The sequence below is a fragment of the Nonomuraea sp. NPDC049646 genome (genome assembly GCF_044465525.1).
GTDB lineage: Bacteria > Actinomycetota > Actinomycetes > Streptosporangiales > Streptosporangiaceae > Nonomuraea.
This window is the reverse complement of record NZ_JBITLU010000002.1, coordinates 446,417-473,384: the sequence shown is the minus strand read 5'-3', so window position 1 is coordinate 473,384 and position 26,968 is coordinate 446,417. Positions and strand designations below refer to the sequence as shown.

At 71.3% G+C, this 26,968-nt stretch carries 23 protein-coding genes and 1 pseudogene; 14 read left to right on the top strand and 10 right to left on the bottom strand.

Annotation, left to right across the window (positions count from 1 at the left end; genetic code table 11):
* Positions 1-181: 181 nt before the first annotated feature.
* Positions 182-382, top strand: a pseudogene (locus ACIBQ8_RS07050) (ATP-dependent Clp protease proteolytic subunit); the annotation flags it as partial.
* A gap of 310 nt (positions 383-692) precedes the next feature.
* Positions 693-1,454, top strand: coding sequence for a sulfite exporter TauE/SafE family protein (locus ACIBQ8_RS07045; protein ID WP_397191423.1), 762 nt, complete (start codon positions 693-695; stop codon positions 1,452-1,454).
* Positions 1,455-1,486: 32 nt separating this feature from the next.
* On the opposite strand, the gene ACIBQ8_RS07040 is transcribed toward ACIBQ8_RS07045, so the two are convergent.
* Positions 1,487-2,608 (bottom strand): MFS transporter, encoded by a 1,122-nt coding sequence (locus ACIBQ8_RS07040; RefSeq protein WP_397174143.1) that lies wholly within the window; start codon positions 2,606-2,608, stop codon positions 1,487-1,489.
* Complete coding sequence (locus tag ACIBQ8_RS07035; protein WP_397191422.1) at positions 2,605-3,357, bottom strand: DeoR/GlpR family DNA-binding transcription regulator; 753 nt, start codon at positions 3,355-3,357, stop codon at positions 2,605-2,607. The genes ACIBQ8_RS07040 and ACIBQ8_RS07035 overlap by 4 nt, the downstream gene beginning before the upstream one ends.
* 44 nt (positions 3,358-3,401) lie before the next feature.
* On the opposite strand from ACIBQ8_RS07035, the gene ACIBQ8_RS07030 reads away from it, so the two are divergent.
* The 3 genes from ACIBQ8_RS07030 to ACIBQ8_RS07020 are packed head-to-tail and all read left to right on the top strand — an operon-like array spanning position 3,402 to position 5,312.
* Entirely contained in the window at positions 3,402-4,373 is a 972-nt protein-coding gene (locus ACIBQ8_RS07030) for a helix-turn-helix transcriptional regulator (protein WP_397174147.1), read from the top strand.
* A gap of 59 nt (positions 4,374-4,432) precedes the next feature.
* A complete protein-coding gene (locus ACIBQ8_RS07025) occupies positions 4,433-5,059 on the top strand; it encodes a LysE family translocator (protein ID WP_397191421.1) in 627 nt (208 codons plus the stop codon).
* Between the two features lie 40 nt (positions 5,060-5,099).
* On the top strand, positions 5,100-5,312 hold the full coding sequence (locus ACIBQ8_RS07020) for a hypothetical protein (protein WP_352328267.1): 213 nt from the start codon (positions 5,100-5,102) through the stop codon (positions 5,310-5,312).
* On the opposite strand, the gene ACIBQ8_RS07015 is transcribed toward ACIBQ8_RS07020, so the two are convergent.
* Positions 5,313-5,738 carry an SRPBCC domain-containing protein gene (locus tag ACIBQ8_RS07015; RefSeq protein ID WP_397191420.1) on the bottom strand — a complete coding sequence of 142 codons (426 nt, stop codon included), beginning with the start codon at positions 5,736-5,738 and terminating at the stop codon, positions 5,313-5,315.
* The gene (locus tag ACIBQ8_RS07010; protein WP_397191419.1) at positions 5,735-6,040 is read right to left on the bottom strand and encodes an ArsR/SmtB family transcription factor; all 306 of its coding nucleotides are present in this window, start codon (positions 6,038-6,040) and stop codon (positions 5,735-5,737) included. The genes ACIBQ8_RS07015 and ACIBQ8_RS07010 overlap by 4 nt, the downstream gene beginning before the upstream one ends.
* Before the next feature lie 95 nt (positions 6,041-6,135).
* Between ACIBQ8_RS07010 and ACIBQ8_RS07005 the strand changes: the two genes are divergently transcribed.
* Together ACIBQ8_RS07005 and ACIBQ8_RS07000 are read left to right on the top strand one after the other, a co-directional pair.
* Complete coding sequence (locus ACIBQ8_RS07005) at positions 6,136-6,477, top strand: VOC family protein (RefSeq protein WP_397174153.1); 342 nt, start codon at positions 6,136-6,138, stop codon at positions 6,475-6,477.
* Between the two features lie 116 nt (positions 6,478-6,593).
* Positions 6,594-7,097 carry a CGNR zinc finger domain-containing protein gene (locus ACIBQ8_RS07000; protein ID WP_397191418.1) on the top strand — a complete coding sequence of 168 codons (504 nt, stop codon included), beginning with the start codon at positions 6,594-6,596 and terminating at the stop codon, positions 7,095-7,097.
* A 41-nt stretch (positions 7,098-7,138) separates the two neighbouring features.
* Here the strand turns inward: ACIBQ8_RS07000 and ACIBQ8_RS06995 are convergent, their stop codons facing one another.
* On the bottom strand, positions 7,139-7,900 hold the full coding sequence (locus tag ACIBQ8_RS06995) for an SDR family NAD(P)-dependent oxidoreductase (RefSeq protein ID WP_397191417.1): 762 nt from the start codon (positions 7,898-7,900) through the stop codon (positions 7,139-7,141).
* Between the two features lie 139 nt (positions 7,901-8,039).
* Between ACIBQ8_RS06995 and ACIBQ8_RS06990 the strand changes: the two genes are divergently transcribed.
* Entirely contained in the window at positions 8,040-10,337 is a 2,298-nt protein-coding gene (locus tag ACIBQ8_RS06990) for a HelD family protein (RefSeq protein ID WP_397191416.1), read from the top strand.
* Positions 10,338-10,409: 72 nt separating this feature from the next.
* On the opposite strand, the gene ACIBQ8_RS06985 is transcribed toward ACIBQ8_RS06990, so the two are convergent.
* Positions 10,410-10,862, bottom strand: coding sequence for a MarR family winged helix-turn-helix transcriptional regulator (locus tag ACIBQ8_RS06985; protein ID WP_387675313.1), 453 nt, complete (start codon positions 10,860-10,862; stop codon positions 10,410-10,412).
* 97 nt (positions 10,863-10,959) lie between these two features.
* Between ACIBQ8_RS06985 and ACIBQ8_RS06980 the strand changes: the two genes are divergently transcribed.
* Positions 10,960-14,217, top strand: a complete 3,258-nt coding sequence (locus ACIBQ8_RS06980; RefSeq protein ID WP_397191415.1) for an efflux RND transporter permease subunit — start codon at positions 10,960-10,962, stop codon at positions 14,215-14,217.
* Between the two features lie 110 nt (positions 14,218-14,327).
* On the opposite strand, the gene ACIBQ8_RS06975 is transcribed toward ACIBQ8_RS06980, so the two are convergent.
* Positions 14,328-14,774, bottom strand: a complete 447-nt coding sequence (locus ACIBQ8_RS06975; RefSeq protein WP_397191414.1) for a hypothetical protein — start codon at positions 14,772-14,774, stop codon at positions 14,328-14,330.
* 397 nt (positions 14,775-15,171) lie between these two features.
* Between ACIBQ8_RS06975 and ACIBQ8_RS06970 the strand changes: the two genes are divergently transcribed.
* Positions 15,172-20,892, top strand: a complete 5,721-nt coding sequence (locus ACIBQ8_RS06970) for a LamG-like jellyroll fold domain-containing protein (protein ID WP_397191413.1) — start codon at positions 15,172-15,174, stop codon at positions 20,890-20,892.
* Positions 20,893-21,181: 289 nt separating this feature from the next.
* Entirely contained in the window at positions 21,182-21,577 is a 396-nt protein-coding gene (locus tag ACIBQ8_RS06965; RefSeq protein ID WP_397174166.1) for a hypothetical protein, read from the top strand.
* A gap of 148 nt (positions 21,578-21,725) precedes the next feature.
* On the opposite strand, the gene ACIBQ8_RS06960 is transcribed toward ACIBQ8_RS06965, so the two are convergent.
* Positions 21,726-21,920, bottom strand: coding sequence for a CsbD family protein (locus ACIBQ8_RS06960; RefSeq protein ID WP_352350685.1), 195 nt, complete (start codon positions 21,918-21,920; stop codon positions 21,726-21,728).
* Between the two features lie 193 nt (positions 21,921-22,113).
* On the opposite strand from ACIBQ8_RS06960, the gene purB reads away from it, so the two are divergent.
* Entirely contained in the window at positions 22,114-23,544 is a 1,431-nt protein-coding gene (gene purB, locus ACIBQ8_RS06955; protein ID WP_397191412.1) for an adenylosuccinate lyase, read from the top strand.
* Entirely contained in the window at positions 23,541-24,368 is an 828-nt protein-coding gene (locus ACIBQ8_RS06950) for a GNAT family N-acetyltransferase (protein WP_397191411.1), read from the top strand. Before purB ends, ACIBQ8_RS06950 begins: the two co-directional genes overlap by 4 nt.
* Positions 24,369-24,395: 27 nt before the next feature.
* Here the strand turns inward: ACIBQ8_RS06950 and ACIBQ8_RS06945 are convergent, their stop codons facing one another.
* On the bottom strand, positions 24,396-24,992 hold the full coding sequence (locus tag ACIBQ8_RS06945; protein WP_397191410.1) for a dihydrofolate reductase family protein: 597 nt from the start codon (positions 24,990-24,992) through the stop codon (positions 24,396-24,398).
* A gap of 114 nt (positions 24,993-25,106) precedes the next feature.
* Here ACIBQ8_RS06945 and ACIBQ8_RS06940 point away from each other — a divergent pair, with 114 nt between their 5' ends.
* Positions 25,107-26,135, top strand: a complete 1,029-nt coding sequence (locus ACIBQ8_RS06940) for a DUF4037 domain-containing protein (RefSeq protein WP_397174174.1) — start codon at positions 25,107-25,109, stop codon at positions 26,133-26,135.
* A 71-nt stretch (positions 26,136-26,206) separates the two neighbouring features.
* On the opposite strand, the gene ACIBQ8_RS06935 is transcribed toward ACIBQ8_RS06940, so the two are convergent.
* Complete coding sequence (locus tag ACIBQ8_RS06935) at positions 26,207-26,962, bottom strand: MerR family transcriptional regulator (RefSeq protein WP_397191408.1); 756 nt, start codon at positions 26,960-26,962, stop codon at positions 26,207-26,209.
* Positions 26,963-26,968 lie beyond the last annotated feature (6 nt).

Below are 26,968 nucleotides of genomic sequence, written 5' to 3'. Positions count from 1 at the left end.
TGAGGCACGCCCAACGGCGGGGGAGGTTCCTTCTCACATCCGGGATTGTATGTCGATGGTTTTTCGCGCTGGGAGTAACGCGCCTTGAGTGAAATGCGCCCCCAGCGAAAAGGGGCTGGAATTCACCGCCGCCGGGTCCAGCGTTTTTCGCAGGTTCAGTTTCGGCAGAAAGGTGATGTCAATGACGGAGACCCAGCGCGCGGCCTGGCCTGACCAGCTCAGTCAGCGCCTGCTGAAGGAACGCATCGTGGTCCTCGGCCAGGAGGTCGACGACGAGATTTGCAACCGGCTCTGCGGTGAGCTGCTTTTGCCGGCAGCCGAAGACCCCCATCGGGACATAACGCTTTACATCAATTCGCCGGGCGGCTCGGTGACGGCCGGCAGGTGTCGCCATGAAGGGTCCGCGCTGGACGCGTTGCGCGCCCGCTTCGCCGGCCGGCACACCGCCGTCACCCGCGTCCTGGCCGAGGCCGGCGAGAGGAGCGTGCTCCGGCACGAGATCCACGACCTGCGGCCGCGCCTGCGCTCGTTCGCCAGCGGCAACGCGGTCCTGCTCCGCCTGCTCGCCGCCTGATCGTACGGCTGGAGCACGCGAGGGGTGGGGTGAGGGCCGGGTGGGGGGTGGCCTGCGGTGGGTGGTTGGAGGGGGGCTGTAGTCTTCTGGGCGTTTCCTGGGGGAGTGGGGGCGCGGCGTGCCGCTGGAGCAGGTTGTGGTGTTGCTGGCGGCCGCGGCAGGCGCCGGGTGGGTCGACGCGGTCGTGGGCGGCGGCGGGCTGGTGCAGCTGCCGGCGTTGCTGATGACCGGCATGCCGCCCGTCCAGGCCATGGCGACCAACAAGTTCTCCTCGGTGTTCGGCACGGCCTCGGCCGCCGTGGCGTACGCGCGCTCCACCAAGATCGACCGTCAGGTGGCGTTACCGGGTGCGGCGCTGGCCGTGGTGAGCGCCGGGCTGGGCGCGTGGGCGGCGGCGGCGATCTCGGCCGACGTGTTGCGCCCGGTCGTGATGGTGGTGCTGCTCGGCGTGGCGGCGTTCGTCACGTTGCGTCCTTCGATGGGCGCCCTGCCGCAGCCGCACCTGCGGACCAACGGCCGGGTGGTGGCGGCGGTGGCCGCGGCGGGCGTGGGCATCGCCTTCTACGACGGCATCATGGGGCCGGGCACCGGCACGTTCCTCATCATCGCCTTCACCACCATCCTCGGCCTGGACTTCGTCGCCGCCTCCGCCTCGGCGAAGATCATCAACGTGGGCACGAACCTCGGGGCGCTGGCGGTGTTCGGGCTGCAGGGCCACGTGCAGTGGGCGCTGGGGCTCGGCATGGCGCTGTGCAACGTGGCCGGCGCCCAGCTCGGCGCCAGGATGGCGATCAGGCGCGGCACGGCGTTCGTCCGGGTCGTGCTGTTGTGCGTGGTGGTGGCGATGGTGATCAGGCTCGGCTGGCAGCAGTTCGGCTGATCCCCGGCACGCCACCGCCCGCGTCCGGATGCCTAAGGCCGCAGGGCGGGGGCCGTCAGGGCGACGAAGGCCGCCATCAGCGCCGGTACGGCCAGCGCCCGCGGCAGCCCGGCGAGCTGGGCCACCGCCCCGATGATCACCGGCCCCGACAGGAACCCCAGGTACCCGACGGACGCCACCCGCGCCAGCGCCCGCCCGGCGAAGGCCGGGTCCCGGTGCCCCGCGGCCGAGAACACCTGCGGCACGATGCACGACAACCCCGCCCCGAAGCAGCCGAATCCCACCACCCCGGCCACCGGCCCCCCGCCGAGCAGCGCCAGCCCGAGCCCCGCCGCCGCCAGCAGCCCGCAGCACCGCACCAGCGTCACCGGCCCGAACCTGGCGGCCAGCCGGTCGCCCGCCAGCCGCCCCGCGGTCATCGCGAGGGAGAACGCGGCGTACCCGGCGGCGGCGAACCCCGCCGAGGAGGCCAGGTTCTCGCGCAGGTAGACCGAGCTCCAGTCGGCCGCCGCCCCCTCGCCCACCAGGCAGCAGAAGGCCAGCACGCCGAGCAACAGGATGCCCTTGGGCCGTCCGGACCCCGAGCCGCCGGCCGGCAGGGGAGCGGGCGCCGAGCGCAGCGCCCACCGCCAGGCCCACGCCGCCAGCACGGCGATCACCGCCCCCACGCACCCGAACGTCACCGACGGCGGCAGCCCGGCCTGCGCGAACACCCCGCCCGTCGTGGCCCCGGCGAACCCGCCGATGCTGTAGACGGCGTGGAAGGACGACATCACCGGCCGCCCGCAGGCGCGTTCCACCTCGACGGCGTTGGCGTTCATGGACACGTCCAGGACGCCGTGGACGACCCCGAAGACCAGCAGCGCGGCGGCCAGCGAGCCCAGGCCCGCGGCGAAGGCGGGCGGCACCAGCACCACGCCCTGCGACAGGGCCGCCGGGATCATGACGCGGCTGCTGCCGTAGCGGTCCACCAGGCGGCCGACGGTCGTCATGCCGGCGACGGCGCCCGCGGCGATGGCCAGCAGCGCCAGGCTGAGCCGTCCGGCGTCGAGGCCGAGGTTCTCCTTGATGGCGGGGATGCGGGCCGTCCAGGTGCCGATGGCCAGGCCGGCCAGGAAGAACAGCAGGTAGACGGCCGTCCGTTCGCGTCTCACCGGGCCTCCTTGACGTCCACCCCGGCCGCGACGAGCGCGTCACGCTGCTCGGGCGGCACGCCGTCGTCGGTCACCACGACGTCCAGTCGGGAGATCGGGCAGACGGCGCCGAAGGCCGTACGGGAGAACTTGCTCGAGTCGCAGGCCACGATCACCCGCCGGGCGGCGGCGATGGCCGCCCGTTTGACCGCGACCTCGGGCAGGTCGTGCGCGGTCAGGCCGTGCTCGGCCGACAGGCCGCAGCAGCCGATCACGGCGGTGTCGAAGCGCAGCGCCGCGATCGAGCTCTCGGCGAGCGGGCCGGTGAGGTTCAGCTCGCCCTTGCGGACCTCGCCGCCGGGCAGCACCAGGCGCACCCGCGGCGCGGCGGCCAGCAGCGAGACGGCCTGCAACGCCAGCGGCAGCACGGTCAGCCGCCGCCCGGCCAGGGCGCGGGCCACCTCCAGGACGGTGGTGCCGCCGTCCAGGGCGACCGCCTCCCCGTCGGCGATCAGCGCCGCGACTGCGACGCCGATGCGCCGCTTGGCCTCCACCGCCTCCCGCTCGCGCACCCCGAACGGCGGCTCCTCGCCGCGCAGCAGCAGGGACAGCGCCCCGCCCCTGACCCGGCGGACCACGCCCTGCTGGGCAAGCTCGTCCAGGTCGCGCCGGATCGTCATCTCCGACACGCCGTGCCGCTCGGCGAGCTCGGCCACCGAGACGCTGTCGTGGGCGCGCAGGGCGTTCATGATGGCGGTCAAACGTTCCATATGTTCATACAAACACCGAGAATGTGCGCAATACAATGACGAATATGCGTGCCAGCCGCCTGCTCTCCCTCCTCCTGCTGCTGCAGACGCGGGGCCGGATGACCGCGCCCGAGCTGGCCGCCGAGCTGGAGGTGTCGATCCGCACGGTCTACCGGGACGTCGAGGCCCTGTCGGCGGCCGGCGTCCCGGTCTACGCCGACCGCGGACCGGCGGGCGGCTACCAGCTCCTGGACGGCTACCGCACCCGCCTGACCGGGCTGACGGCCGAGGAGGCGTCCTCGCTGTTCCTGGCCGGGCTGCCCGGACCGGCCGCCGAGCTGGGCCTGGCCGACGTCGCGGCGACCGCGGAGCTGAAACTGCTGGCCGCGCTGCCGCCCGAGCCGCGCTCGCAGGCCTCGCGCATGCGCGAGCGTTTCCTGCTGGACGTGCCGAGCTGGTACCGCTCGGCCGACGACGTGCCGCACCTGAGCGACGTGGCCGAGGCGGTGTGGGAGCAGCGGCCGCTGCACATGACCTACCGCCGGTGGGGGCAGCGGGAGGTCGACCGGGTGATCCACCCGTACGGGCTGGTGCTCAAGGGCGGCTCCTGGTACCTGGTCGCCGCCCCGCCCGAGGGCTCGCCGCGTACCTACCGGGTCTCGCGCATCCTCACCGTCGAGCAGCTCCCGGGCCGTTTCCGCAGGCCGGAGGGGTTCGAGCTGGCGGCGTTCTGGCGGGCGTACGCCAAGGAGTTCCGCGAGCGCATGTACACCGCCGAGGCCGTCATCAGGCTCGCGCCCGGCCGGGAGGACCTGCTGGCGTACACGATGGGGTCCGACGTGGTCGCCGCGGCGCTGGCCGCGGCGGGCGAGCCCGACCCCGAGGGCTGGCGGACGATCACCGTGCCGGTCGAGTCGCTCACGCATGCGCGCTGGCTGCTGCTGCGCATGGGCGCCGACGTCGAGGTGCTGGAGCCGGCCGAGCTGCGGGTGCTGATGGCCGAGGCGGTGACCGGCCTCGGCAAGCTGTACCTCTAGATCAACTTGTCCGGATAAATGGCGAGAAAAGGGCTGCCTTCTCTGTCAGCATGCCCACCATGTACCTTCTGGCTTTCGTCGGCGCGTGCTTCCTGGTGGCCATGGTCCCCGGGGTGAGCACCGCCATCATCCTGCGCCAGACGCTCCGCGCCGGCCGCGGCTGCGGCCTGGCGGCCACGCTGGGCAACGAGACCGGCATCCTGCTGTGGGGGCTGGCCGCCGCGTTCGGGCTGTCGGCGCTGCTGGTGGCCTCGCAGGTCGCCTACGACGTCATGCGCGTCACGGGCGCGGTCGTGCTGGTGGTGATGGGCGCGCAGGCGCTGTGGAAGGCGCGCCGGGCGACCCCGCAGGCGGAGGGCGCGCCGGTGGAGGGGGAGCCGGTGGCCGGGCTGCGCAGGTCCTACCTGTCCGGGCTCGGCACCTGTCTGGCCAATCCCAAGGCCGCGGTGTTCGCGATGTCGTTCCTGCCGCCGTTCGTGCCGGCCGGGCAGAACGTGCCGCTGACGCTGGTGACCCTCGCCGTCGTGTGGGTGCTGGTGGACACCCTCTGGTACGGCCTGCTCATCTGGGCCGTCGCCAGGGCCAGGGACCTCCTCGGCCGCCCGGCCGTCAGGCGCCGCCTGGAGCAGATCTCCGGCGTCGTGCTCATCGGCCTCGGCGTCCGGCTGGCCCTGGACGCGCGATGACCCGCCGAGCCGGCGGCCGATCGTGGACTACCGTTAGGGCATGACCAACGACCTGGCGTCCCTGATGAGGCAGGCGCAGGACGACGATCCGCTGCTGGCCCTGCACGCCACCACCGCGCTGCGGCGCGAGATCGAGCGCCTGGAGGCCGTCCAGGTGCGCCGGGCCAGGGTGGCGGGGCTGCCCTGGGCGCAGATCGCCGACGCGATCGGCGTCAGCAAGCAGGCCGTGCACAAGAAGTACGGCCGTCGCTGATCACGCCCGCGTCCATCGGGCGGCGAACCAGCCCAGCACGATGTTCCAGGAGTAGCCGCGGCGGATGCGCCCGGCCACGTCGGGGGGCAGGGTGTCCAGGCCGCGGTGTTCGAGCAGCACCTCTGTGCCGTCCTCGACGGCGGTGAAGGCCACCTCGATCTCCATCCGGCCGCCCGGGTTGAGCAGGTCGGCCCAGACCAGGCGGTGGGGCGGCTCCCAGTGCACGATCCGGCCCATGTCGGCGTGGCCGCCGTCGCCCCACAGCTCGCGCAGGTAGCCGTCCTGGAAGCGGATGGCCACCGCGCGGGCGGGGTCGACCCAGCTGTGGCGGCCGCGCACGTACCACTGGTCGATCTCGTCGGTGAACATCCGGAACGCGGTCGCCGGATCGACCGGCACGACGACCGCCGCCCGCACCGCGTTCACTGACCGCGCTCCACGTGGTCCTTGAACGAGCCGAGCTGCTCGGCCCAGAACGCCTGCACCTGGTCCAGCCACGCCTGCAGCGCCGCGAACGGCTCCTGGCGCAGGGTGTAGAGCCGCAGCCGGGCGTCGTCGCCGCCCGCCTCCGCCCGTACCAGGCCGCCGGCCCGCAGCACGCGCAGGTGCCTGCTGAGCGCGGGGGCGCTCATCCGCACCGCCTGGGCCAGCTCGCCGGCCGGGCGCGGGCCCTCGCGCAGCAGGTCGATCACCTTGCGCCGGGTGGGGTCGGCGAGGGCGGCCAGCATGGCGTCCAGGTCGTTAACGCTGTTGTTAATCTTTGCCTGCTTCCGTTATGGTGTTGGTGCTTAACGATAGCGGCAATTATTGCGGGGAGACGTGCATGAGTGTCCAGCTGGGCTACTACACCCTGTCGGTCGAGGACCTGGAGCGGGCGGCGGCCTTCTACGGGCCGCTGTTCGGCTGGGAGTTCAGGCGCGAGCACGAGCGCTACCTGCACGTCACCAACGCCGACGTGCCGATGGGCCTGCGCGCCGGCGGCCCGTCCGCGCAGCCCAACCTCTACTACCACGTCGAGGACATCGACGCCGCCGTCAAGCGGGTGCACGAGCTCGGCGGCACGACGGGCGAGGTGTACGAGAGCAAGTCCGGCCGCGGCTGCTCCTGCACCGACGACCAGGGCACCGAGATCAGCCTGTGGCAGCCCGCGCCCGGCTTCGAGTGACCCTCATGCGCCCGTCCTCACTGTCTAGGTAAGCTTCGCCGGTGACGACAGACGCGTGGCGTATCACCGGCCAGTCGCAAATTGACAGGTATGTCGGTAGATGGGTTGATCTGGCCGTGTTGCTGGTCAACGAACTGGCCGTTACCCAGGTGCGTGGCCGTCCCGCCGGGCCGCCGGCCGACCGGCGCGCCGCGCTCGAGGCCGCCTTCGTCCGGCATGGATGGACGCCCAGCAGGGCGCTGACCGGCTCCGACGCCGACCGGCTGGCCGGGGTGGCCGACGAGCTGCGGGCCGCCTTCACCGCGAGCCCCGCCGCGCCGGCCGTGCTGAACCGGGCCCTGCTGCGGCACGGCGCCGTACCCAACCTCCACGGCGACCCGCCGGTCCTGGCCTTCCACGGGCCCGCCGCCGGCCTGGTGGACGCGTGGGCGGCCGACATGGCCACCGGGCTGGCCATGGTGATCGGCGTCGGGCAAGGGGTGCGGCTGCGCACGTGCGAGGCGGCGGCGTGCGAGCTGGTCTTCTTCGACGCGACCCGCAACGCCTCGCGCCGGTTCTGCGGCCTGTCGTGCCAGAACCGCGCCAAGGCCAGCGCCTACCGCGCCCGCCGCAGTACCTGATCTACAACGTAAAGGCGCCGGTCCGGGCCGCCCACCCGCCGTCAGTGCACGGAGAAGCCGCCGTCGACGAAGAGCAGCTGGCCGGTGACGAACGCCGAGGCGTCCCCCGCCAGGAACACCGCCGCGCCCGCGAAGTCGCCGGGCACGCCGTTGCGGCCGGTCATGTGCCGGGCGGCCAGCTCCTCGACGCGGCCGGGGACGGCCTGGGCGGGTTCGGTCAGCGGGGTGAGCACGAATCCCGGGATGATCGTGTTGACGCAGACGCCGTGCGCCGACCACGCCTCGGCCTGCGAGCGGGTCAGGCCGGCGACGGCGGCCTTGGCGGCGCCGTACACGCCGCTGTCGCCGAAGGCGCTGATGGACTGCTGGGAGCCGACGTTGATGATGCGGCCCCTGCCGCGGGCGGCCATGCGGGGGCCGAAGTGCTGGCCGAGCAGGTAGGGGGCGGTCAGGTGCACGGCGATGGTCTGCTCGTAGTCGCCGGGGGTGAGCTCGGCCATGGGCTTGCGGATGTTGTTGCCGGCGGCGTTGACCAGGATGTCGATCTCTCCGGCGGCGGCGCACAGGCGGGCGAGGTCGTCCCGGTCGTGCAGGTCGGCGCTGACGGCGGAGGCGGTGACGCCGTGGGCGCGCAGCCGTTCGGCGGCCCGGTCGAGCTCGGCGGGCCTGCGGGCGGCGAGGACGACCTCGGCCCCGGCCCGGCCGATCGCCTCGGCCATGGCCAGGCCGATGCCCGAGCTGCCGCCGGTGACGAGCGCGCGGCGGCCGCGCAGGGAGAACAGGTCACGCAGATAGTCCGACACGAGCGCTCAAGCTAGCAGCAGCCGTGAGAAGGCGGGCGGGCGGCGTCGGTTGCCGGAACGGCGAAGGAGGGCTAGGCTCGTGAACTCGGCAATACGAGAAGCGGCTCCACAGAGCTCCCGTAAAGGAGTATAGCAGGGAATGGCTAATCGTCAAGATGGTCTCGCGGAAGCCCTTGACAGCGAGCAGCGTACGGTCCGGTGGCTGTACGCCAGGCTCGACGCGGCCAGGGAGCGGGCGCAGGCGACGCTGCGCCAGGTGTACGCCGGCGGCGGCGCGACGGGCACCCGGCAGGCGCGCTTCGAGCGCGAGGTGACCGCCTCCGAGCAGGCGCGGCGGCTGGCCCAGCTCAACGCGGTCGAGCGCGGCCTGTGCTTCGGCCGGATCGACGACTCCGGCGGCCTCAGCACGTACGTCGGCCGGATCGGGCTGCGGGACGAGGATCACGAGTCGGTGCTGATCGACTGGCGGGCCCCGGCCGCGCGCCCGTTCTACGTGGCCACCGCCACCGACCCGGGCGGCCTGGTGCGGCGCCGGCATCTGCACCTGAAGGACCGCACGGTGGTCGGCATCGACGACGAGGTGTTCGACCTGGAGGGCATGTCCGACGGCGACCGGCGCACGCTGGTGGGCGAGGCGGCGCTGCTGGCGGCGCTGCGGCGCGGCCGTACCGGCCGGATGGGCGACGTGGTGGCCACGATCCAGATCGAGCAGGACCGGGTGATCAGGGCGGGCCTGCAGGGGGCGCTGGTGGTGCAGGGCGGGCCGGGCACCGGCAAGACCGTCGCGGCGCTGCACCGGGCCGCCTACCTGCTCTACACCCACCGCGACACGCTGGAGCGGCGCGGGGTGCTGGTGGTGGGGCCCAATCCGATGTTCCTGCGCTACATCGGGCAGGTGCTGCCGGCGCTGGGGGAGACGCAGGTGGTGATGGCCACGGTGGGCGAGCTGTTCCCGGGGGTGCGGGCGGTGGCGGCCGATCCGCCGGCGGCCGCGGTGGTCAAGGGCGATCTGCGGATGGCCGAGGTGGTGGCCGCGGCGGTGGCCGAGCGGCAGCGGGTGCCCGCGGGGGATCTGGAGGTGGAGCTCGACGGGCTGCGGCTGCGCGTGCCGCACGCGGTGTGCGTGCGGCTGCGCGAGCGGGCGCGGGCGGTGCGCCTGCCGCACAACATGGCCCGCAAGCTGTACGTCACCGAGCTGCTGAAGGAGCTGGCCAGGGCGGAGGCGCGGGCGCTGGAGGAGTCGCTGCACCTGGAGGAGCTGGCGGCCGACGACCCGGAGCTGGCCGAGCCGCTGGACCTGGAGGGCGACCTGGACGAGACGGACATCGCGCTGGCGGCCGAGCGGTTGTGGGGTGAGGAGCCGGTGCGGCGCGCGGTGGCCGAGCTGTGGCCGGAGCTGACGCCGCAGGAGCTGGTCGCCGATCTGCTGTCGGCGCCGGACACGTTGTGGTCGGTGTGCCCGCCGGGCCTGGACTGGACGCCGCTGGTGCGGCCCCGCGAGTCGCCGTGGACGGTCGGCGACGTGCCGCTGCTGGACGAGGCGGCCGAGCTGCTGGGCCACGACGACTCGGCCGAGCGGGTGGCGGCTCGGCGCGCGGGGGAGGAGTGGGCCGAGCAGGAGTTGTACGCGCGCGAGGTGCTGGAGACCACCGGCCTGCTGGAGGGGGGCGTCTTCGACCGGGCCGACGTGCTGGCCGAGCGGCAGGCCGACGACGGCGCGGGGCTGACGACGGCCGAGCGGGCGGCGGCCGACCGCACGTGGGCGTACGGGCACGTGATCGTGGACGAGGCGCAGGAGCTGTCGCCGATGGCCTGGCGGACGGTGGTGCGGCGGGTTCCGGCGCGGTCGCTGACCGTGGTGGGCGACCTGGCCCAGACGGGGTCGGCGGCGGGGGCGCGCTCGTGGGCGCAGGTGCTCGACCCGTACCTGGAGGGGCGCTGGCGGGAGGAGCGGCTGCTGGTCAACTACCGCACGCCGGTGGAGATCATGCGGGTGGCGGCCGACGTGCTGGCGGCGGTGGCGCCGTGGCAGGAGCCGCCGGAGTCGGTGCGCGACGGCGGCGACGAGCCGCGCGCGGTGCGGGCGGCGGTGGCGGAGCTGCCGGCGCTGGTGGCGGCGGAGCGGGCCGAGCTGAGCGCGCGGGGCGAGGGCGGCCGGTTGGGGGTCATCACGCCGGACGCGCTGCACGCGCGGGTGGCGGCCCTGTTCCCGGGGTCGGCGGACCTGGACGCGCCGGTGGCGGTGCTGACGGTGACGCAGGCCAAGGGCCTGGAGTTCGACGGGGTGGTGGTGGTCGATCCGGCGGGGATCCTGGAGCAGTCGCCGATGGGCGGCCACGACCTGTACGTGGCCGTGACCCGGGCGACGCGGCGGCTGACGGTGGCCTGCGAGGGCGAGCTCCCGCCGATGCTGTCCCGCTTGAAATCTACAATGTAAAGCCGGTGGGCTGGTGACATTCATCCCTAATCCACCGAAAAAGCGGCGACGATCGGGAGCGCCCCGGGCGGGTCATTCGTTGTAGAGCTTGTCCGCGACTTCGCGGATGCGGCGGGTGGCGTGGTCGAGGGCGCGCAGGGTCTCGGTGTCGAGGTGGGACATGATGCGCTTGTAGTGTCGCAGGCCCGCGTCGTTGATCTCGGCGATCAGGGTGGCGCCGGCGGGGGTGAGCTCGACCCGGCGCACCCGGCGGTCGTTGGGGTCTTCGTGCCGGCTGACCAGGCCCTGGGCGACCAGGCGGTCGACGATGCCGGTGACGGTGGCGAGGCTGACGCCGAGGGTGTGGGCGAGGTCCTGGCCGGAGGCTGAGCCGTGCGTCGACAGCTGCATGACGACGCGGAGCTGCCGGATGGTGAGGTTGGAGCTGAACAGGGGGGACTGTTGCCGGGTGAACAGTCTTCCCAGGTCGCGCTGTGTCTCGGTGATCCGGCGGATCAGGTCTTCGCGGTCGTCGCTCACGCTCACCTCTCGCTTCCTGAGAAGGTTATCAGGAAAGCTGGATCAGGCTAAATATTCGTATAAGGCAAAGTGTTAGTCTGGGGCGAACTTTGGAGGGGAGCCTATGACCGCTTTCGCCCGGTTGAGTCTGGTCAACCGCAGTCTTGTGATCTTGGTGGCGGTCGTGATCACCGCGTTCGGCGCGTTCACGATTCCGCAGTTGAAGCAGCAGCTCCTGCCGTCGTTGGCGTATCCGGGCGCGTTCGTCATCGCGCCCTTCCCCGGCGCCTCGCCGGAGATCGTCGAAGACCAGGTGACGAAGCCGATCGAGGACTCCTTCCAGGGGATCCCCGGCATGGAGCAGATGACCTCCACGTCGAAGGAGGGCATGGCCCAGATCCAGGTGGCCTTCGAGTACGGCACCGACATCGAGGCCTCGCTGAACAAGATGCAGCAGGCCGTCGCCAGGATCTCGCTGCCGCAGGGCGTCGATCCGCAGGTGGTGGCGGGCAACACCGACGACATCCCGGTGCTGGTGCTGGCGGTGGGCGACGGCGGCGACGAGCGGGCGATGGCCGACAAGCTGCGCCGGATCATGGTGCCGGAGCTGCAGAGCGTGGAGGGCGTGCGCGAGGCGGCGGTCACCGGCACCCGTGACGAGGTCGTCACGATCGAGCCGGACGTCAAGAAGATGGCGCTGGCCGGGGTGTCGGCGGCGCAGATCCCCGAGGTGCTCAAGGCGAACGGCACGCCGATCCCGGCCGGGTCGCTGACCTCCGACGGCAGGTCGCTGACCGTGCAGGTGGGGGCGCGGGTCGACTCGCTGGAGAAGCTGAAGAACCTCTACCTGACGCCCGCGCAGCCCGCCCAGCAGCAGGCCCAGTCCCCGGCCCAGTCCCCGGCCCAGACGCCGGGACAGACGCCGGGGCAGGCGCAGGGCCGCCCGCAGGCCGGGCAGCCGGCCCAGACGGGCCGTGCGGCGCTGCCGCAGCAGGTGGCGCGGCCCAAGCCGCTCAAGCCGGTCAAGCTCGGTGACGTGGCCGAGATCAAGCGCGGCCTGGCCGACGCCTCGACGATCACCCGTACCGACGGCAGAACGAGCCTCGGCGTGTCGGTGACGATGACGCCCGACGGCAACGCGGTGACGATCTCCCACGAGATCCGCGAGAAGCTGCCGGAGCTGACGCGGTCGCTGGGCGACTCCTCCGACACGCAGGTGTCGGTGGTGTTCGACCAGGCGCCGTACGTGGAGGAGTCGATCGAGAACCTGACCACCGAGGGCCTGCTGGGGCTGGCGTTCGCGGTGCTGGTCATCCTGGTGTTCCTGCTGTCGGTGCGTTCGACGCTGGTGACGGCGGTGTCGATCCCGCTGTCGGTGGTGATCGCGTTGCTGGCGCTGTGGGCGGGTGACTACTCGCTCAACATGCTGACGCTGGGCGCGCTGACGATCGCGGTGGGCCGGGTGGTCGACGACTCGATCGTGGTGCTGGAGAACATCAAGCGCCATCTGGGTTACGGCGAGGCCAAGCTGCAGGCGATCCTGACCGCGGTGCGGGAGGTGTCGGGGGCGGTGACGGCCTCGACGCTGACGACGGTGGCGGTGTTCGCGCCGATCGCGATCGTGGGCGGCATGGTCGGGGAGTTGTTCCGGCCGTTCGCGGTGACGGTGGCGGTGGCGTTGCTGGCCTCGCTGGTGGTGTCGCTGACGGTGGTGCCGGTGCTGGCGTACTGGTTCCTCAAGGCGCCGTCATTGTCGCCGGAGCAGGCGCGGGCCCAGCGTGAGGAGGCCGAGGCCAAGGAGCTGCGCAGCCCGTTGCAGCGGGCGTACCTGCCGGTGCTGCGGTTCGCCACGCGGTTCAAGCTGGTGACGGTGCTGATCGGGGTGGCGGTGTTCGTCGGGACGATGGGCCTGGCGGGCGGTCTGCGGACGAACTTCCTGGACTCCTCCGGGCAGAACACGATCTCGCTGACGCAGAAGATGCCGGTCGGCACCGATCTGGCCACGACGGACAAAGCCGCCAAGAAGGTCGAGGGTGTGCTGTCGGGGCTGGCCGGTGTGGAGACGTACCAGGTCAACGTGGGTGGCGGCAACGCCATGCAGGGCGGCGTGGGCGGCGGCGCGGACCGGGCGTCGTTCTCGGTGACGGTCAAGGACGGCGCCGAGCCGGCGACGGTGGAGCAGCAGCTCCGGGAGAAGATCACGGGCCTGTCCGGGGTCGGCGAGGTGACGGTCGGCGGCGCCGGCGGGGGCGGGTTCTCCTCCGACACGGTGAGCGTGATCGTGCAGGCGCCCGACGCCGAGTCGCTGCGCACGGCGACCGAGGCGGTCAAGGGTGCGATGGGCCAGGTGAAGGGTCTGCGTGACCTGTCGTCGAACCTGGAGGCCAGCGCGCCGCGCATCGAGGTCGCGGTGGACCGGGAGAAGGCGGCGGCCAAGGGGCTGTCGGAGGGGCAGGTCGGCCAGGCGGTGGCGCAGGCGTTCCGCGGCGCGCCGCTGGGTCAGATCACCCTGGACGGCCGCAGCAGCGACCTGGTGCTGCGCGGTGGCGACGCGCCCGACGACGTCAAGGCGATCGAGGACCTGAAGCTGCCGACGGCGGCGGGCCTGGTGAAGTTGTCGTCGGTGGCCAAGGTGGAGCAGGTGGCCGGTCCGACGCAGGTGACCAGGATCGACGGTGAGCGTTCGGCGACGGTGTCGGGCAAGGTGGAGGCCTCGGACCTGGGCACGGTCACGCAGGAGCTGACGACGAAGCTGAAGTCGGTGTCGCTGGGCGCCGGCGCCCGGTACGAGATCGGCGGCGCCTCGGCCGACCAGGCGGACGCGTTCTCCGACCTGGGCATGGCGATGCTGGCGGCGATCGCGATCGTGTTCATGATCATGGTGGCGACGTTCCGGAGCTTCGTGCAGCCGCTGATCCTGCTGGTGTCGATCCCGTTCGCGGCGACCGGCGCGATCGGGCTGCTGGTGGCGACGGACACGGCGATGGGCGTGCCGGCGCTGATCGGCATGCTGATGCTGATCGGCATCGTGGTGACGAACGCGATCGTGCTGATCGACCTGATCAACCAGTACCGGGATCAGGGGCTGGGCGTGGTCGAGGCGGTGATCGAGGGCGGCCGGCGCAGGTTGCGGCCGATCCTGATGACGGCGGTGGCCACGATCTGCGCCCTGACGCCGATGGCGCTGGGGGTGACCGGTTCGGGCGGGTTCATCTCGCAGCCGCTGGCGATCGTGGTGATCGGCGGCCTGGTGTCCTCGACGCTCCTGACGCTGGTGCTGGTCCCGACGTTGTACACGGTGGTGGAGCGGGCGAAGGAGCGGATGGGGCGCAAGCCGTCGGCGCCCAAGCACGAGGCCAAGGTCCTCACGCCCACGTCGTGAGCGGAGCACCCCGGCGCCGACCTCATGCGGCGCCGGGGGTGGGTGGGGTCATGGATGCCCGGTGCGAGGTCTCTCACCTCGCGCCGGGCATCCGGCCGTCCGGGGGGCCGTCAGACGTCGCTGAAGGAGGCGCTCTGGTCGAACAGTGCGCGGAAGGGGGACAGGCTCTCGAAGATGACCGCGCGGGTGGTGACCTGCGCGCCGCCGGCCGCCCATTGCGAGGCGATGACGTAGCGGGTGTTGACGGCGATGTCGGCGCAGCCGGTGAGGTCGAGGTATCCCATCGGCCGGCCGGATGAGGTGGCGTGGCCTTCGCCTCTGCAGCCGTTGCCGGTTTGTCCCTTGGTGATGACGTACATGTCGGAGATCAGGTCGAGCCCGTTCTTGCTGGCGCACAGCCGGATGGTCCAGCCGTTCTGCGACCTGTCGGCGCAGCCGCCGGCGGCGTGCGCGGGGGTCGTGGCGCCGGCCACGAGGGAGACGCCCATGAGGAGCGCGCCGAGCGCTGCCGCGGCCCGGCGGAGGAGGTCGCGGTGTGTTCCGTGGGCATGGGGCATGTGCCGTTCCTTTCGTTGCGGGAATTCGGCGTTTCTGGCGCGGGCCAGGTGCTTCATATGTAATTTCTGTGGCCTGCGGGCGGCAACGTGTGCATTTGCCCCACAGTGGGGCTGGGCTGTGGTGGTTATGGGGGACGTTGGCACCACAGCGTGCCGCGGAGGCCGGTTTTGCTGGTGTGATCGCCTTGCCACTCCGCGTATTGTGAGAATGACAATTACCAGTAATTTGGCCAGATATATCGCGCCGTCGACGGCGGCCGTTACAAATTTTATGTTTATCTTATTGTGATCCCGGATCTTGTTGCCTGGCGATCTTGACGGCAGGTAAAGCTTGTTTGCTAATCCAACTCGTGACAGATTGTGAGTGTTAGTGAACAAGTTAGTCAGCGCGGCAACGGTGAGCGGAAAGCCGCCCAGACGCCTCGCCGTCGCCGCGACGCTCACGGTGGCGGCGTCGCTGCTGGTGGCCGGAACCACGGTGGCGTCGGCCGACCCCGAACCGGCTCCGGCCGCGACCCCCGCACCTCCGTCGATGACGACCTTCCCCAAGCCGGAGGATCCGGACGCGCCGCTGCGGGCGGCGGTGGCCCAGGCGCGCAAGTCCGGGAAGCCGGTGCCGGTGGAGGCGGCCTTCACCGAGTCGGCCCGCGTGTGGGCCTATCCCGACGGGCACCTGACCACCCACGCCTACGACGGGCCGGTGCAGCTCAAACAGGCCGACGGCGGCTGGGGCCGGATCGACACGAGCCTGGTGGAGCGGGACGGCGTGCTGCAGCCGAAGCTGGCCAAGGCCGACGTGAGCTTCTCGCTGGGAGGCGATGGCCCGTTCGCCTCACTGGCACGTGACGGGAAACAGCGGGTCGCCCTGTCCTGGGGCGCGCCACTGCCACGCCCGGAGATCACCGGCGACAAGGCCCGGTACGCCGACGCCGCCGGGCCCGGCGCCGATCTCGTGGCCACGGCCCTGCCCACCGGGTTCCGGCACGACGTCGTCCTGCGCGAGCGGCCCACGAAGCCGGTGGAGTTCCGGCTGCCGGTGGAGACCGACGGCCTGACGCTGTCGATGTCGAAGGGGGGCGGGCTGGCGCTGAAGAACAGCAAGGGCAAGACCGCCCTGTCGGCTCCGGCGCCCCGGATGTGGGACGCCGCCGCGGCCGACACCGCCGACGACCAGCCGGGCCGCGAGGCCAAGGTCAGGACGAGCGTGGAGACCAAGGACGGCCGGACCGTCCTGGTGCTGAAGCCGGATCCGGCCTGGCTGGCCGACCCGGCCACCCGGTACCCGGTGACCGTCGATCCCACCACCACTTTGGGCGTCACCCAAGAGGTGGGGATCATGTCGCCCAACTCCCAGATCGCGCCGGGCAGGGTCGGCCGCCAGAACTACCGGCGCTGCACCGGGACGTGGCCCAACCAGACCTGCACCGACGTCCCCGAGACGCTTCGGGCGTTGATGGCCTTCGACACCACGTCGATCGCCAACCGGAACGTGCTCAAGGCCACCATGCAGCTGACCCTGCGGGCCAACGCCAGCTCCTGCCTGGTCAACTACCAGTCGATCTTCGCGCATCGGATCACCGAGGCGTGGGTGGCCGACGACACGTTCTGGAGCAGGCAGCCCGCCACCACCCCCGACGGGCGCTCCTCGATCAATCCGTGCATCCAGCCGCAGACCGCCGGGGCGGTGTGGAGCTGGGATCTGACCGCGATGGCTCAGGCCTGGGCCGGCGGCGCCCCCAACCACGGGCTGATGATGCAGCTGGGCACCGAGAGCACCCCTGCCTCCAATGCCAGCGAGAACTTCGACTTCTGGCCTCAGGCCTACAACCAGAACGTGCCCAAGCTGAGCGTGGACTGGGTGCTGCCGCCGGAGATCCCGACGGTCGCCGCCGAGTCGATCGACTCTCTGAGCGGCAACGACGCCATCGCCCGCTCCACCGCGGTCAAGGTCACCTACAAGTCCGGCGTGCCCGAGGCGACCCCCCTCGACTACACCGTCAGCGTCAACGACTCCACCATGGCGCCGCCGCCCGCGCAGCTCCCCACCGGGGAGGCGGGCTACTGGAAGCTGGACGAGACCTCCGGGGCCGGCGCGGCCGACGCCTCCGGCCACAACCTGAACGCCACCCTGACCGGTTCCTACAGCCGCGTCCCGGGGCAGGTCGGTCAGGCTCTCAAGCTGTCCGGCGGTACCGGCGCCACCGCCGGGCCGGTGCTCAACACCGATCAGAGCTACACGGTGACGGCCTGGGTCAGGCTTGAGGACAGCGCCGAGGACCAGGTGGTCTTCTCCCAGCAGGGCGTCAACCAGCCGGCCTTCACCCTGGCCTACGCCCGCTCGACGGTTCCCGAGGTGGATCAGCGGTGGATTCTCACCATGGTCACCCAGGACATCTCCGATCGGATCTACGAACAGTGGGCGGTCTCCAAGAACATCGCCCGGGTCGGCCGATGGAGCCATGTGGCGATCCAGTACGACCAGAGCGCTCACAAGATCCGCCTGTTCGTCGACGGCGAGCTGGCCGACGAGCGCGATCACACCGTGACGTGGAACGCCCGCGGCGCCTTCCAGTTCGGCAAGGGGCAGATCGCCGGTGACCACACGCCCTTCACCGGCGCGATCGACGACGTCCACGCCTACCAGAGGGTCCTGTCGGCGTCCGACCTGCGCACGATGGTCACCGCTCCGGGCACGACGACGAACAACGGCGTGCCGGCCGGTCAGACCCCGGAGAGGATCTTCTCCCTGGACAATCCGGCCAGCTTCAAGTTCGTGGTCAAGGCGTGCCGGACCGGGGTGACGCCGCCGTCCTGCAGCGAGAGCCCGGCCTACCGGATCACGTCCGACGCGGCGACGCTGCCCACCGACACCGAGACCGGCATGGCCGACCCCACCCAGCCGATCCTGTCCGGCATGGTCAACCGCCCCTCCGGCGGGCCGGTGACCGCCAAGTACTACCTGTACGACAACGCCGGAACCCCGGTCGGGTCGGCTCCGCTCGGGACCCGGAGCGTCAGCGGCGGCGAACGCGCCTCCTTCCAGATTCCCGCCAACACGGTCCAGCCCGGCACCACCTACAAGTGGCAGATGGTGGCCTGCGCCGTCGGTCAGGGCGGCACCACGACGCCGGGCAGCACGCCGACCCCCACGCCCACGCCGACACCGACCCCCACGCCGCTTCCCCAGGGGCTCGTGGCCGCCTACGGCATGAACGAGGGCGCCGGCACGAGCGTCGGCGACGTCTCCGGCAAGAACAACACCGGAACCGCCCAGAACACGACCTGGACCGCCGGCAAGTACGGCAGGGCGCTGTCCTTCAACGGCACGTCCAGCAAGGTCTCCGTCCCGCACAACGCCGGCCTGGTGCTGCCGCGGGGCATGACCATGTCCGCATGGATCAACCCCACCAGCCTGAGCGGCTGGCGCAGCGTCGCCTTCAAGGACTACACGGACGGCGTCGGCTACGGCCTGTACGCCTCCAACGGCCTGACCCCCAGCAGCTGGCTGCGTTCCGGCGGCGTCCACCAGCAGGTCGACGGCACGGCGGCGCTCTCGACCGGCGCCTGGTCCCACCTGGCGGTCACCCACGACGGCACCACCGCACGCCTGTACGTCAACGGGCAACAGGTCGCGCAGAAGGCCGTCGGCGCTCTGGAGGACTCCGGCGGCGCCCTGCAGATCGGCGCCAACACCAACTGGGGCGAGTACTTCGGCGGCGCGATCGACGAACTGCGCATCTACAACCGCGCGCAGACCGCCGCCGAGATCCAGGCGGACATGCAGGCCCCGATCGGCGTGACCCCGACCCCGACCCCTACCCCCACCCCGACGACCACGCCGACCACCCCGACGACGCCGACCACGCCGATGCTCGAGGAGGTCTGCACCCCCAAGACCGCCCCGGTGTCCTTCACCACCCCGGGCACGCCCCCGCCGCCCCCGGTGGAGGACGTGCGGCACCTGACCCTGGGCAAGGACAACTTCGTCATCAAGTCGGCCAAGACCGACCCGACCGCCTGCGACGGCCACCCGTGCACGGTGACCGACGCGACCACGGCGCGCATTGGGGGCGCCGGTACCGAGAAGACCGTGGCGCTCGTCAAGATCAAACTCGACGAGCTGCCTCCGGGATCGATGGTGACGGAAGGAGTCCTCAAGCTCGGGGATCCCGTCTGTCCGGCTGGTACGTGTCCGGCCGGCGCGGTGGTCACGGCGACGCCGCTGCAGAGTTCGGTCACCGGCGAGACCAAGGGTTCGGATCTGGCTGGTGATGCCGATGCCGACATCGCGCCGTACACGCTTCCACTGAGCGGTCCTCAGAGTGACATCGCCAGTAGCGTCTATCAGTGGCTGATGCTGACCTCGAACAAGGACGAGGTGATCGCGTTCGGGGATGAAGTGGCAGTCCAGCAGCCGTCGCTCACGCTCACCTATCTGCCGGCCGGTCCACCCGGAAAGGTGCTCAACCTGGTGGCTTCCGGTGGCGACGCGAGCGCTGTCGCCAGCTGGGGCCTGCCTGAGAGCAACGGCAGCGTCGCCCTGCTGAACGGGTACGACGTCGAGGTGCTCGACAACGGCGGCGCCGTGGTCAAGACACTTGAGGCGAAGGATCCATACGCGGCCGTCTCCGGCCTGACGAACGGGCAGAACTACACCATCCGGGTGCGCGCGAAGACGGCCTTCGGCACCAGCGGCTGGGAAGCCGCCACGGTCACCACCAAGGCCGTCCCGCCGCCTCCCGCACCAGGAAGCACGTGTGTCCTGGAGCCCCTCTCGGCGGCAGGTCGCGCCGCGAGCGCGAAGGCGGCCACAGCCGGCGTGAGCTCGGGCGCACAGGAATACGGCGACCGGATCAAGGCCTACTTTCAGGCGCAGGATGTCGTCCTGGAAAGAGGAGCCGCGACCGTCTGGGACGCTCCCGGTGTCACCCCTCAGGCGCCTGCCACGGCCAAGCTGTCGTTGCTCAACAATGAGCTCGAGCAGAACCTGAAGGACATGCAGCGGAGGGGCGTCACGCGTGACGGCTCCGAAGTCGAGCTGCTGAACCCGGTGATCCAGGCCATGCCCGACGGCACTGTCAAGGTCACCACGGAAGTGAAGCGGACCTGGACCGAACAGAAGAGTTCAACCGTCAGCGCGGCTCAGGCGCGTTCCGCGACAGGCGCGGCCGGTGTCGTCGAAGGCATCGAATCCACGATCTCGATCTTCGTCTTCGACCGCTGCGGTGATCTGACCATCATCGACGTCCCCCTGCCGAACTACGAGGACACGAGCGACGGGCATGACCCGTGCTCCGGCCTCGTCCATCCCGACGGCACGGTCGAGGCCGTGTGCGGGGTGTCCGAGGGCGGCGCGGGCGGGGCCGCCGCCGGGCCCGGAGGTTGCCGGGCCAATCCGTACGACATCTACTGCCAGCAGGTGGAGAGCCTGCGCATCAAGAACTGGTACGTACGGTCGTCGGTGTATTCCAAGTGGTCCAAGCCGGTGGACTGGGGCCGGAAGAAGGCTCACGAGTGGTGGGCCGTGGGTCCCTTCGAGAACATGTTCTTCGCCTACCCGAACTCCGGTAAGTACTGGAACACGAAGTTCGGCGTGGCGATGCAGAAGGCGCTGTTCGGCACCAAGAAGGAGAAGGGGATGGAGGTGATCGCCAAGGGGTGCTTCCTGCAGGAGTCCCTCAATCTCGGAAGTGACATCGCGACCGACATCGCGCCCAAGATCTTCAACAACTCGCCGGAATACAAGTTCAACATCTCCCTGCCCGTCGAGTATTCGATCGCGGGTGAATGTCACGAGACCAAGCTCACCAACAACCTCGAGAACGCCAAGACCACGGTCAAGCGAAGCGAGCCCGAGGTCACGGCTGAATGCAGCACGAGCCCGCTCATCGGGGTCTGCATGCTCACGCGGTTCGGACACCACTTCCACGGCATCCTGAACGCCGAATTCAAGCTGGCGGGCATGAAGTACATCTTCATGGCCGAACACTCCATCGTGTGCCATACGGAACGCACGTTCGTCGTAGAGGTCGGATGGGTGTGGCACAAAGAGAACAAGGGAGTCGGGTGTCGCCCCACGCGCGGCCAGTTGACCGCGCAGGCCGTCCCCGATAAGTAGCCGCTTCTCGTGCGTGGAGGCGCTCGGAACACTTCGAGCGCCTCCACGTCGTTCGAGTCCGGGAGCCTCCAGAGGATGCGGCCGGGCGGCGGGAACGGCGGACGGCCCGATGAAGTAAAGAGTGCTTTTGGAGGTGGCGTTGACCGCGTAATAGAAATGCGCCGCCAGGTTTCGGGCCGAGAAATGCGTTCGGGGGCGGAAAATAAATTCCGGATCGATGTCTTGACGATTGCTGGTGGGGGCGGGTCACGATGGAGGGGCCAGAGAAAGATGTCCTGTGGGAGGAAACGTGTTCAAGGAAGCATGCGCTGTGAGCGCCCTTGTCGCTGCCGCCCTCGCCCCTTCGATGGCCTCGCAGGCGCTGGGGGAGAAAGTCCATGCCACCACCGCCACGCCCGCCACGCCGGCTGCGCTTGCCGACTGTGCCGCGGGCGGCGCCGCCAGTGGCGCGCCCAAGTGCAAATATCTGGAGGAAGGCAACAAGCGGTGCTACTACTGCCGCGACAAGAAGGGCGGCGGGTACAAGAAGCAGTACTGCGAGCAGAAGACCAAGCAGCCGGAGCAGTCGACCGAGCGCGAGTGCAAGACCACCAAGGAACCGATCACGGGGAGCCCGGACCGTACGTGCAAGACCTGCACGGACGCCAAGACCGGCAAGGTCCTGTCCCGGGAGTGCAACAGCTAGCCGACGTGGGGCACGCGCTTCCGGTGACGGTCCGACCGGCCCGAACAGCCGCGGCTGAGCGGCAAGGGCCGGTGACCGGGAAGCGGGGGAGGCGGTGCGGTGCGAGGTCGGTACGACCCCCCGCGCCGCCCCCCAAGGCCCGCGGCGATCACTTCTTGAAGGCGTCCTTGACCTTCTTGCCGGCGTCCTTGACCTTCTCGCCCGCCTGCTTCAGGCCGCCTTCGGTCTGGTCGGCGCGGCCTTCGGCCTGAAGGCTCTCGTTGTCGGTGGCGTCGCCGATGTTCTCCTTGGCGCGTCCCTTGAGCTCCTGGGCCTTGTTGCGGATCTTGTCGTCGGTGCTCATGTTCATGCCTTTCTGGTCGGGTCCTCGCGACTTCCGTACTTACCGGCCAGGACGGGCGGAAACATGGCCCCCGTCCGGCCGGAGGTGCGACGGCGCTGGTCAGCGCCCCTCCGTGCGCGCGAACGCGGCCGCCGGGACGCCCGCGCGGGCTGGATGCGGTGGGGGTGACGGGGTGTGAATAGACTTGTCCAACGTGACTTCCAAGCCGCGCATCCCGAACGTCCTGGCCGCCCGCTACGCCTCACCCGGGCTGGCCCGCCTGTGGTCTCCCGAGTACAAGATCATCGCTGAGCGGCGGTTGTGGCTGGCGGTGCTGCGGGCGCAGGCCGAGCTCGGGGTGGCGGTGCCCGAGGGCGCGGTCGCCGACTACGAGAAGGTGGTCGAGCAGGTCGACCTGGACTCGATCGCGGCGCGCGAGCGCGTCACCCGCCACGACGTCAAGGCGCGCATCGAGGAGTTCAACGCGCTGGCCGGGCACGAGCAGGTGCACAAGGGCATGACCTCGCGCGACCTGACCGAGAACGTCGAGCAGCTGCAGATCCGCGACAGCCTGCTGCTGGTCCGCGACCGCGTCGTGGCGCTGCTGGCCCGCCTGGCCTCCCTGGCCGAGGAGCACACCTCCACCGTCATGGCCGGGCGTTCCCACAACGTGGCGGCGCAGGCCACCACGCTGGGCAAGCGGTTCGCCTCGGCCGCCGACGAGCTGCTGGCCGGCTACCACCGGCTGGAGGAGCTGATCGGCCGCTACCCGCTGCGCGGCGTCAAGGGCCCGGTCGGCACCTCCCAGGACATGCTCGACCTGCTGGGCGGCCGCCAGGACAGGCTGGCGGAGCTGGAGGAGAAGGTCACCGCGCATCTCGGGTTCTCCCGGCGGCTGACCAGCGTCGGGCAGGTCTACCCGCGCTCCCTGGACTTCGAGGTGGTCTCGGCGCTGGTGCAGCTGGCGGCCGCGCCGTCCTCGCTGGCCAGGACGATCCGGCTGATGGCCGGGCACGAGCTGGTCACCGAGGGGTTCAAGGAGGGGCAGGTCGGCTCCTCGGCGATGCCCCACAAGATGAACACTCGCTCCTGCGAGCGCGTCAACGGCCTGACCGTGGTGCTGCGCGGCTACGCCTCGATGGTGGGCGAGCTGGCCGGCGACCAGTGGAACGAGGGCGACGTGTCCTGCTCGGTGGTGCGCCGGGTCGCGCTGCCGGACGCGTTCTTCGCCTTCGACGGGCTGGTGGAGACGATGCTGACGGTGCTGGAGGAGTTCGGCGCGTTCCCGGCGGTGATCTCGGCCGAGCTGGGCCGCTACCTGCCGTTCCTGGGCACGACGAAGATGCTGATGGCCGCCGTGCGCGCCGGCATGGGCCGCGAGCAGGCCCACGAGCTGATCAAGGAGCACGCGGTGGCGGCGGCGCTGGCGATGCGGTCGCGGGGCGCGTCCAACGAGCTGCTGGACCTGCTGGGCGGCGACGAGCGTTTCCCGCTGGACCGGGCCGAGCTGGAGGCGCTGCTGGCCGACCGGGTCTCTTTCACCGGCGCGGCCGCCGCGCAGGTGGCCGAGGTGGTGCAGCAGGTGGGGCAGGTCGTGGCCGAGCACCCGCAGGCCGCCGCGTACCGGCCGGGCGAGATCCTGTGATCCACCGGCTCGGCGACCCGGGCGCGGTGCGCGCCGCGTGCGGCGACGACGACCTGGTGGTGTGGACGGCCCAGGACCTGCGCGGCCGGGCCCGCGCCTGGGCGTTACGGGAGGCGGTGGTGGCCGCCGCCCCGGGCCTGGCCCGATATGACCGGCTGGCGGTGTGGGGCGACCCGGACGACGCGGCCGAGCTGGTCCGGCACGCGCTGGCCGAGCTGGGGCCGACCTACCGGCCGCTGGGCGAGCGGGAGCTGATGCGGCGGGTGGCGGCGAGCCTGGAGGGCGTGCGGGAGAGCGGCGCGTTCTCGTGGATGAGCCTGACGGGGCCGCCCCGCGCCCGCACCGGCCAGCCCGGCACGCCACCCCTGGAAGCCGGTCCTCTGCGGGCCGGCCCGCGGCTGGATGCCGGTCCGCTGGGCGGTGAGGCCGCGGGCCCGCCGCCGGTGGTCGGCTGGCTGGACGGCGACGCCGAGCAGGAGATCACGGCGCTGCTGGCCGGTGACGCGCCCTCCTCGTACGCGGTGCCGGGCGCGGCCGGGGTGCGGCGCTGGGCGGGCGCGCGGGTGGGGCGCGAGCTGGCGGCGGTGGCGGCCGACGCCTGGTCGGCGCCGTCGGTGGGGTTGCTGGCCGGGGTCGCCACGGCCGCCCGCTTCCGCGGGCGGGGGCTGGCCGAGCGGGTGTGCGGGTGGATGTCGTCCCAGCTCGTGGCCACGCACGGCCGCGCGGCGCTGATGGTGGACGACGTCAACGCCGCGGCGATCAAGGTGTACGAGCGCCTCGGCTACCGCCGGCGCCTGGTGCTGGCCTGCCACGTCGCAGGCTGAACCCCGCCGGGGGCAGCGGGGGGTGGGTCAGGTGATGGCGCGGTAGGTCAGGTGGGTGGCCAGGGGGGAGAAGTGCGTCTCGACCGGCTCCCACTGGCGCGGGCGCACGTGGGCGAACAGGCGGGTGCCCGCGCCCAGCAGCAGCGGCACCAGGTGCAGGCGCAGCTCGTCGAGCAGCCCTTCGTCGGTGGCCTGGCCGATCAGATCGGCGCCGCCCATGACGACGACGTCGCCGTCCCCTGCCACGGTGCGGGCGTGCTCGACGGCCGCGGCGGGGCCGTCGGTGACGAAGGTGAACAGTTCGGGCCGGCGTACCGCTGAGGGCGGGACGTGGGTGACGACGAGCACGGGCGGCGTCTGCGCCTGCTCGCGGGCCGAGCCGTAGGCGAGCGGGTCGCCCCAGCCGTAGGGGCCGTCGACCACGTCGAAGGTGCGCCGTCCCATGATGACCGCGCCGGTGGCGCGGGCCGCGGCGCCCAGGACGCGCGCGTCGACGTCGGTGGGCCGGCGGGCCCAGGCGTGCAGCAGTTCGCCGCCGGTGCCGAGGCCGTGTTCGAGTCCGGGGTCGGGGCCGGTGACGTAGCCGTCCAGCGATACGGAGATGTCGGCGACGACCTTGGTCAACGGGTCCCTCCCCCTGGCGTGTCCGGTCGGTCACCACGCTGTCATCGGCGCTGGGAAAACCGGGTGAGGTTCGGGCGGTGCTCGTGCAGAGTTGACGGCGTGATGTCCAACTTTGTGCCTGGTATTGAGCTTTCTCGTGCCTTCTACGGCGAAGTCGTCGCGCCGCTCCTTCCCGGGGTGCGGCACAGCGCCGCGCTGATCGGCCCGGGGTCGGAGGTGCTCGCGTTCGACACGGCCCGCTCGGCCGACCATGACTGGGGGCCGAGGGTGCTGCTGTTCGTGCCGGCCGGTCAGGTGGAGCCGGTACGGGAGCGGGTGGCGGCGGGGCTGCCCGACCGGTTCGGGGGTTTTGACACCGTGTTCGAGTATCACGGGGTGCGGCAGCCGGGGGTGGTGGTCGCCGAGCTGGGGGAGTGGCTGGTCGGGCGGCTCGGGTTCGATCCGCGGGCGGGCGTGTCCCTGCTGGACTGGTTGTCGGTGCCGTGGCAGACGCTGGCCGAGGTGACGGGCGGCGAGGTGTTCTGCGACGGGGTGCCGGGTGCGGGGCTGGAGGCGGCCCGGCAGGCGTTGCGCTGGTATCCGCAGGACGTGTGGCGGTACGTGCTGGCCTGCCAGTGGCAGCGCATCGGCCAGGAGGAGCCGTTCCCGGGGCGGTGCGCGGAGGTGGGGGACGAGCTGGGGTCGGCCGTGGTGGCGGCGCGGCTGGCGCGGGAGGTGATGCGGCTGGCGTTGCTGCTGCGTCGCCGCTACCCGCCGTACGCCAAATGGCTGGGCAGCGCGCTGACCCGGCTGCCGGGCTCGGCCGAGCTGGGCGAGGCGCTGGCGGCGGCGATGGCGGCGCGGTCGTGGCGCGAGCGGGAGGAGGGCCTGACGGCGGCGTACGGACGGCTGGCGGCGCTGCAGAACCGCATGGCGCTGACCGAACGGCTGGAGGAGGGGGTGCGGGGGTTCCACGACCGGCCGTTCCGGGTGATCGGCGGGGAGCGGTTCGCGCGGTCGCTGATGGCGTCGGTGACGGATCCGGTGGTCAGGGGGCTGCCGGTGGCGGGGTGCGTGGACCAGCTGTCGGACACGGTGGAGCTGCTGGGCTCTCCCCGCCGGGCACGCGCGCTGACGGCCGCCGCGCTCGACCTCCCAGCTTAGAAATCTACAATGTAAAGGTGGTGGATTTAGACAAGATCCGGTTTTTTCACTCCCAAAACCCTTCAGCCAGGTCAGAGGCGGCGGGCGTTGGCGTGAATGGCCTGGCGGTAGTACGCGGCCAGGCCGGGGGCGCGGTCGTCGTAGGTGGCGGTGAAGCGGGGGTCGGTGGCGTACAGGTCGCCGAGCCCGCGGTGGAGTTCGGGCGGGCAGTCGTAGAACCAGCGGGTGATGTGGGCGCGGTGGCGTTCTGCGATGTCCATGACGTCGGGGTGGTCGGGGGCGAGCCCGCGTGTGTGGGCGGCGCGCATGTCGTCGTCGATGGCGGTGGCTTCGGCGGTGAGCCGGAGCCAGTCGGTCTTGGTGTAGGTGGCGACGCGGCGGCGGCTCTCTGCGTGGGTGTCGGTGTGGCCCCAGCGGCGTTGGACTTCGGCGTCGTGGTCTTCGGGGGTGAAGTCGCCGAAGACGTCGAAGCGTTCTTGGGGGGTGAGGGGGATGCGGTGGGTGTGGGCTTGGATGGCGCGTTCGACGTTGGTGATGACCTGGTGGAGGCGTTGGGCTTTGCGGGTGAGGAGTTGCTGTTGGCGGTGGAGGTGGGTGAGGTGGTCGGTGTGGGGGTGGTCGAGGATGTCGGTGATCTCTTCGAGGGGGAAGCCGAGTTCGCGGTAAAGGAGGATTTGCTGGAGGCGGAGGAGGTCGTCGTCGGTGTAGCGGCGGTAGCCGGCGGTGGTGCGTTGGCTGGGGGTGAGGAGGGCGATTTCGTCGTAGTGGTGGAGGGTTCGTACGGTGATGCCGGCCAGTTTGGCGACTTGGCCGATGGACAGGGTCATGGGTCT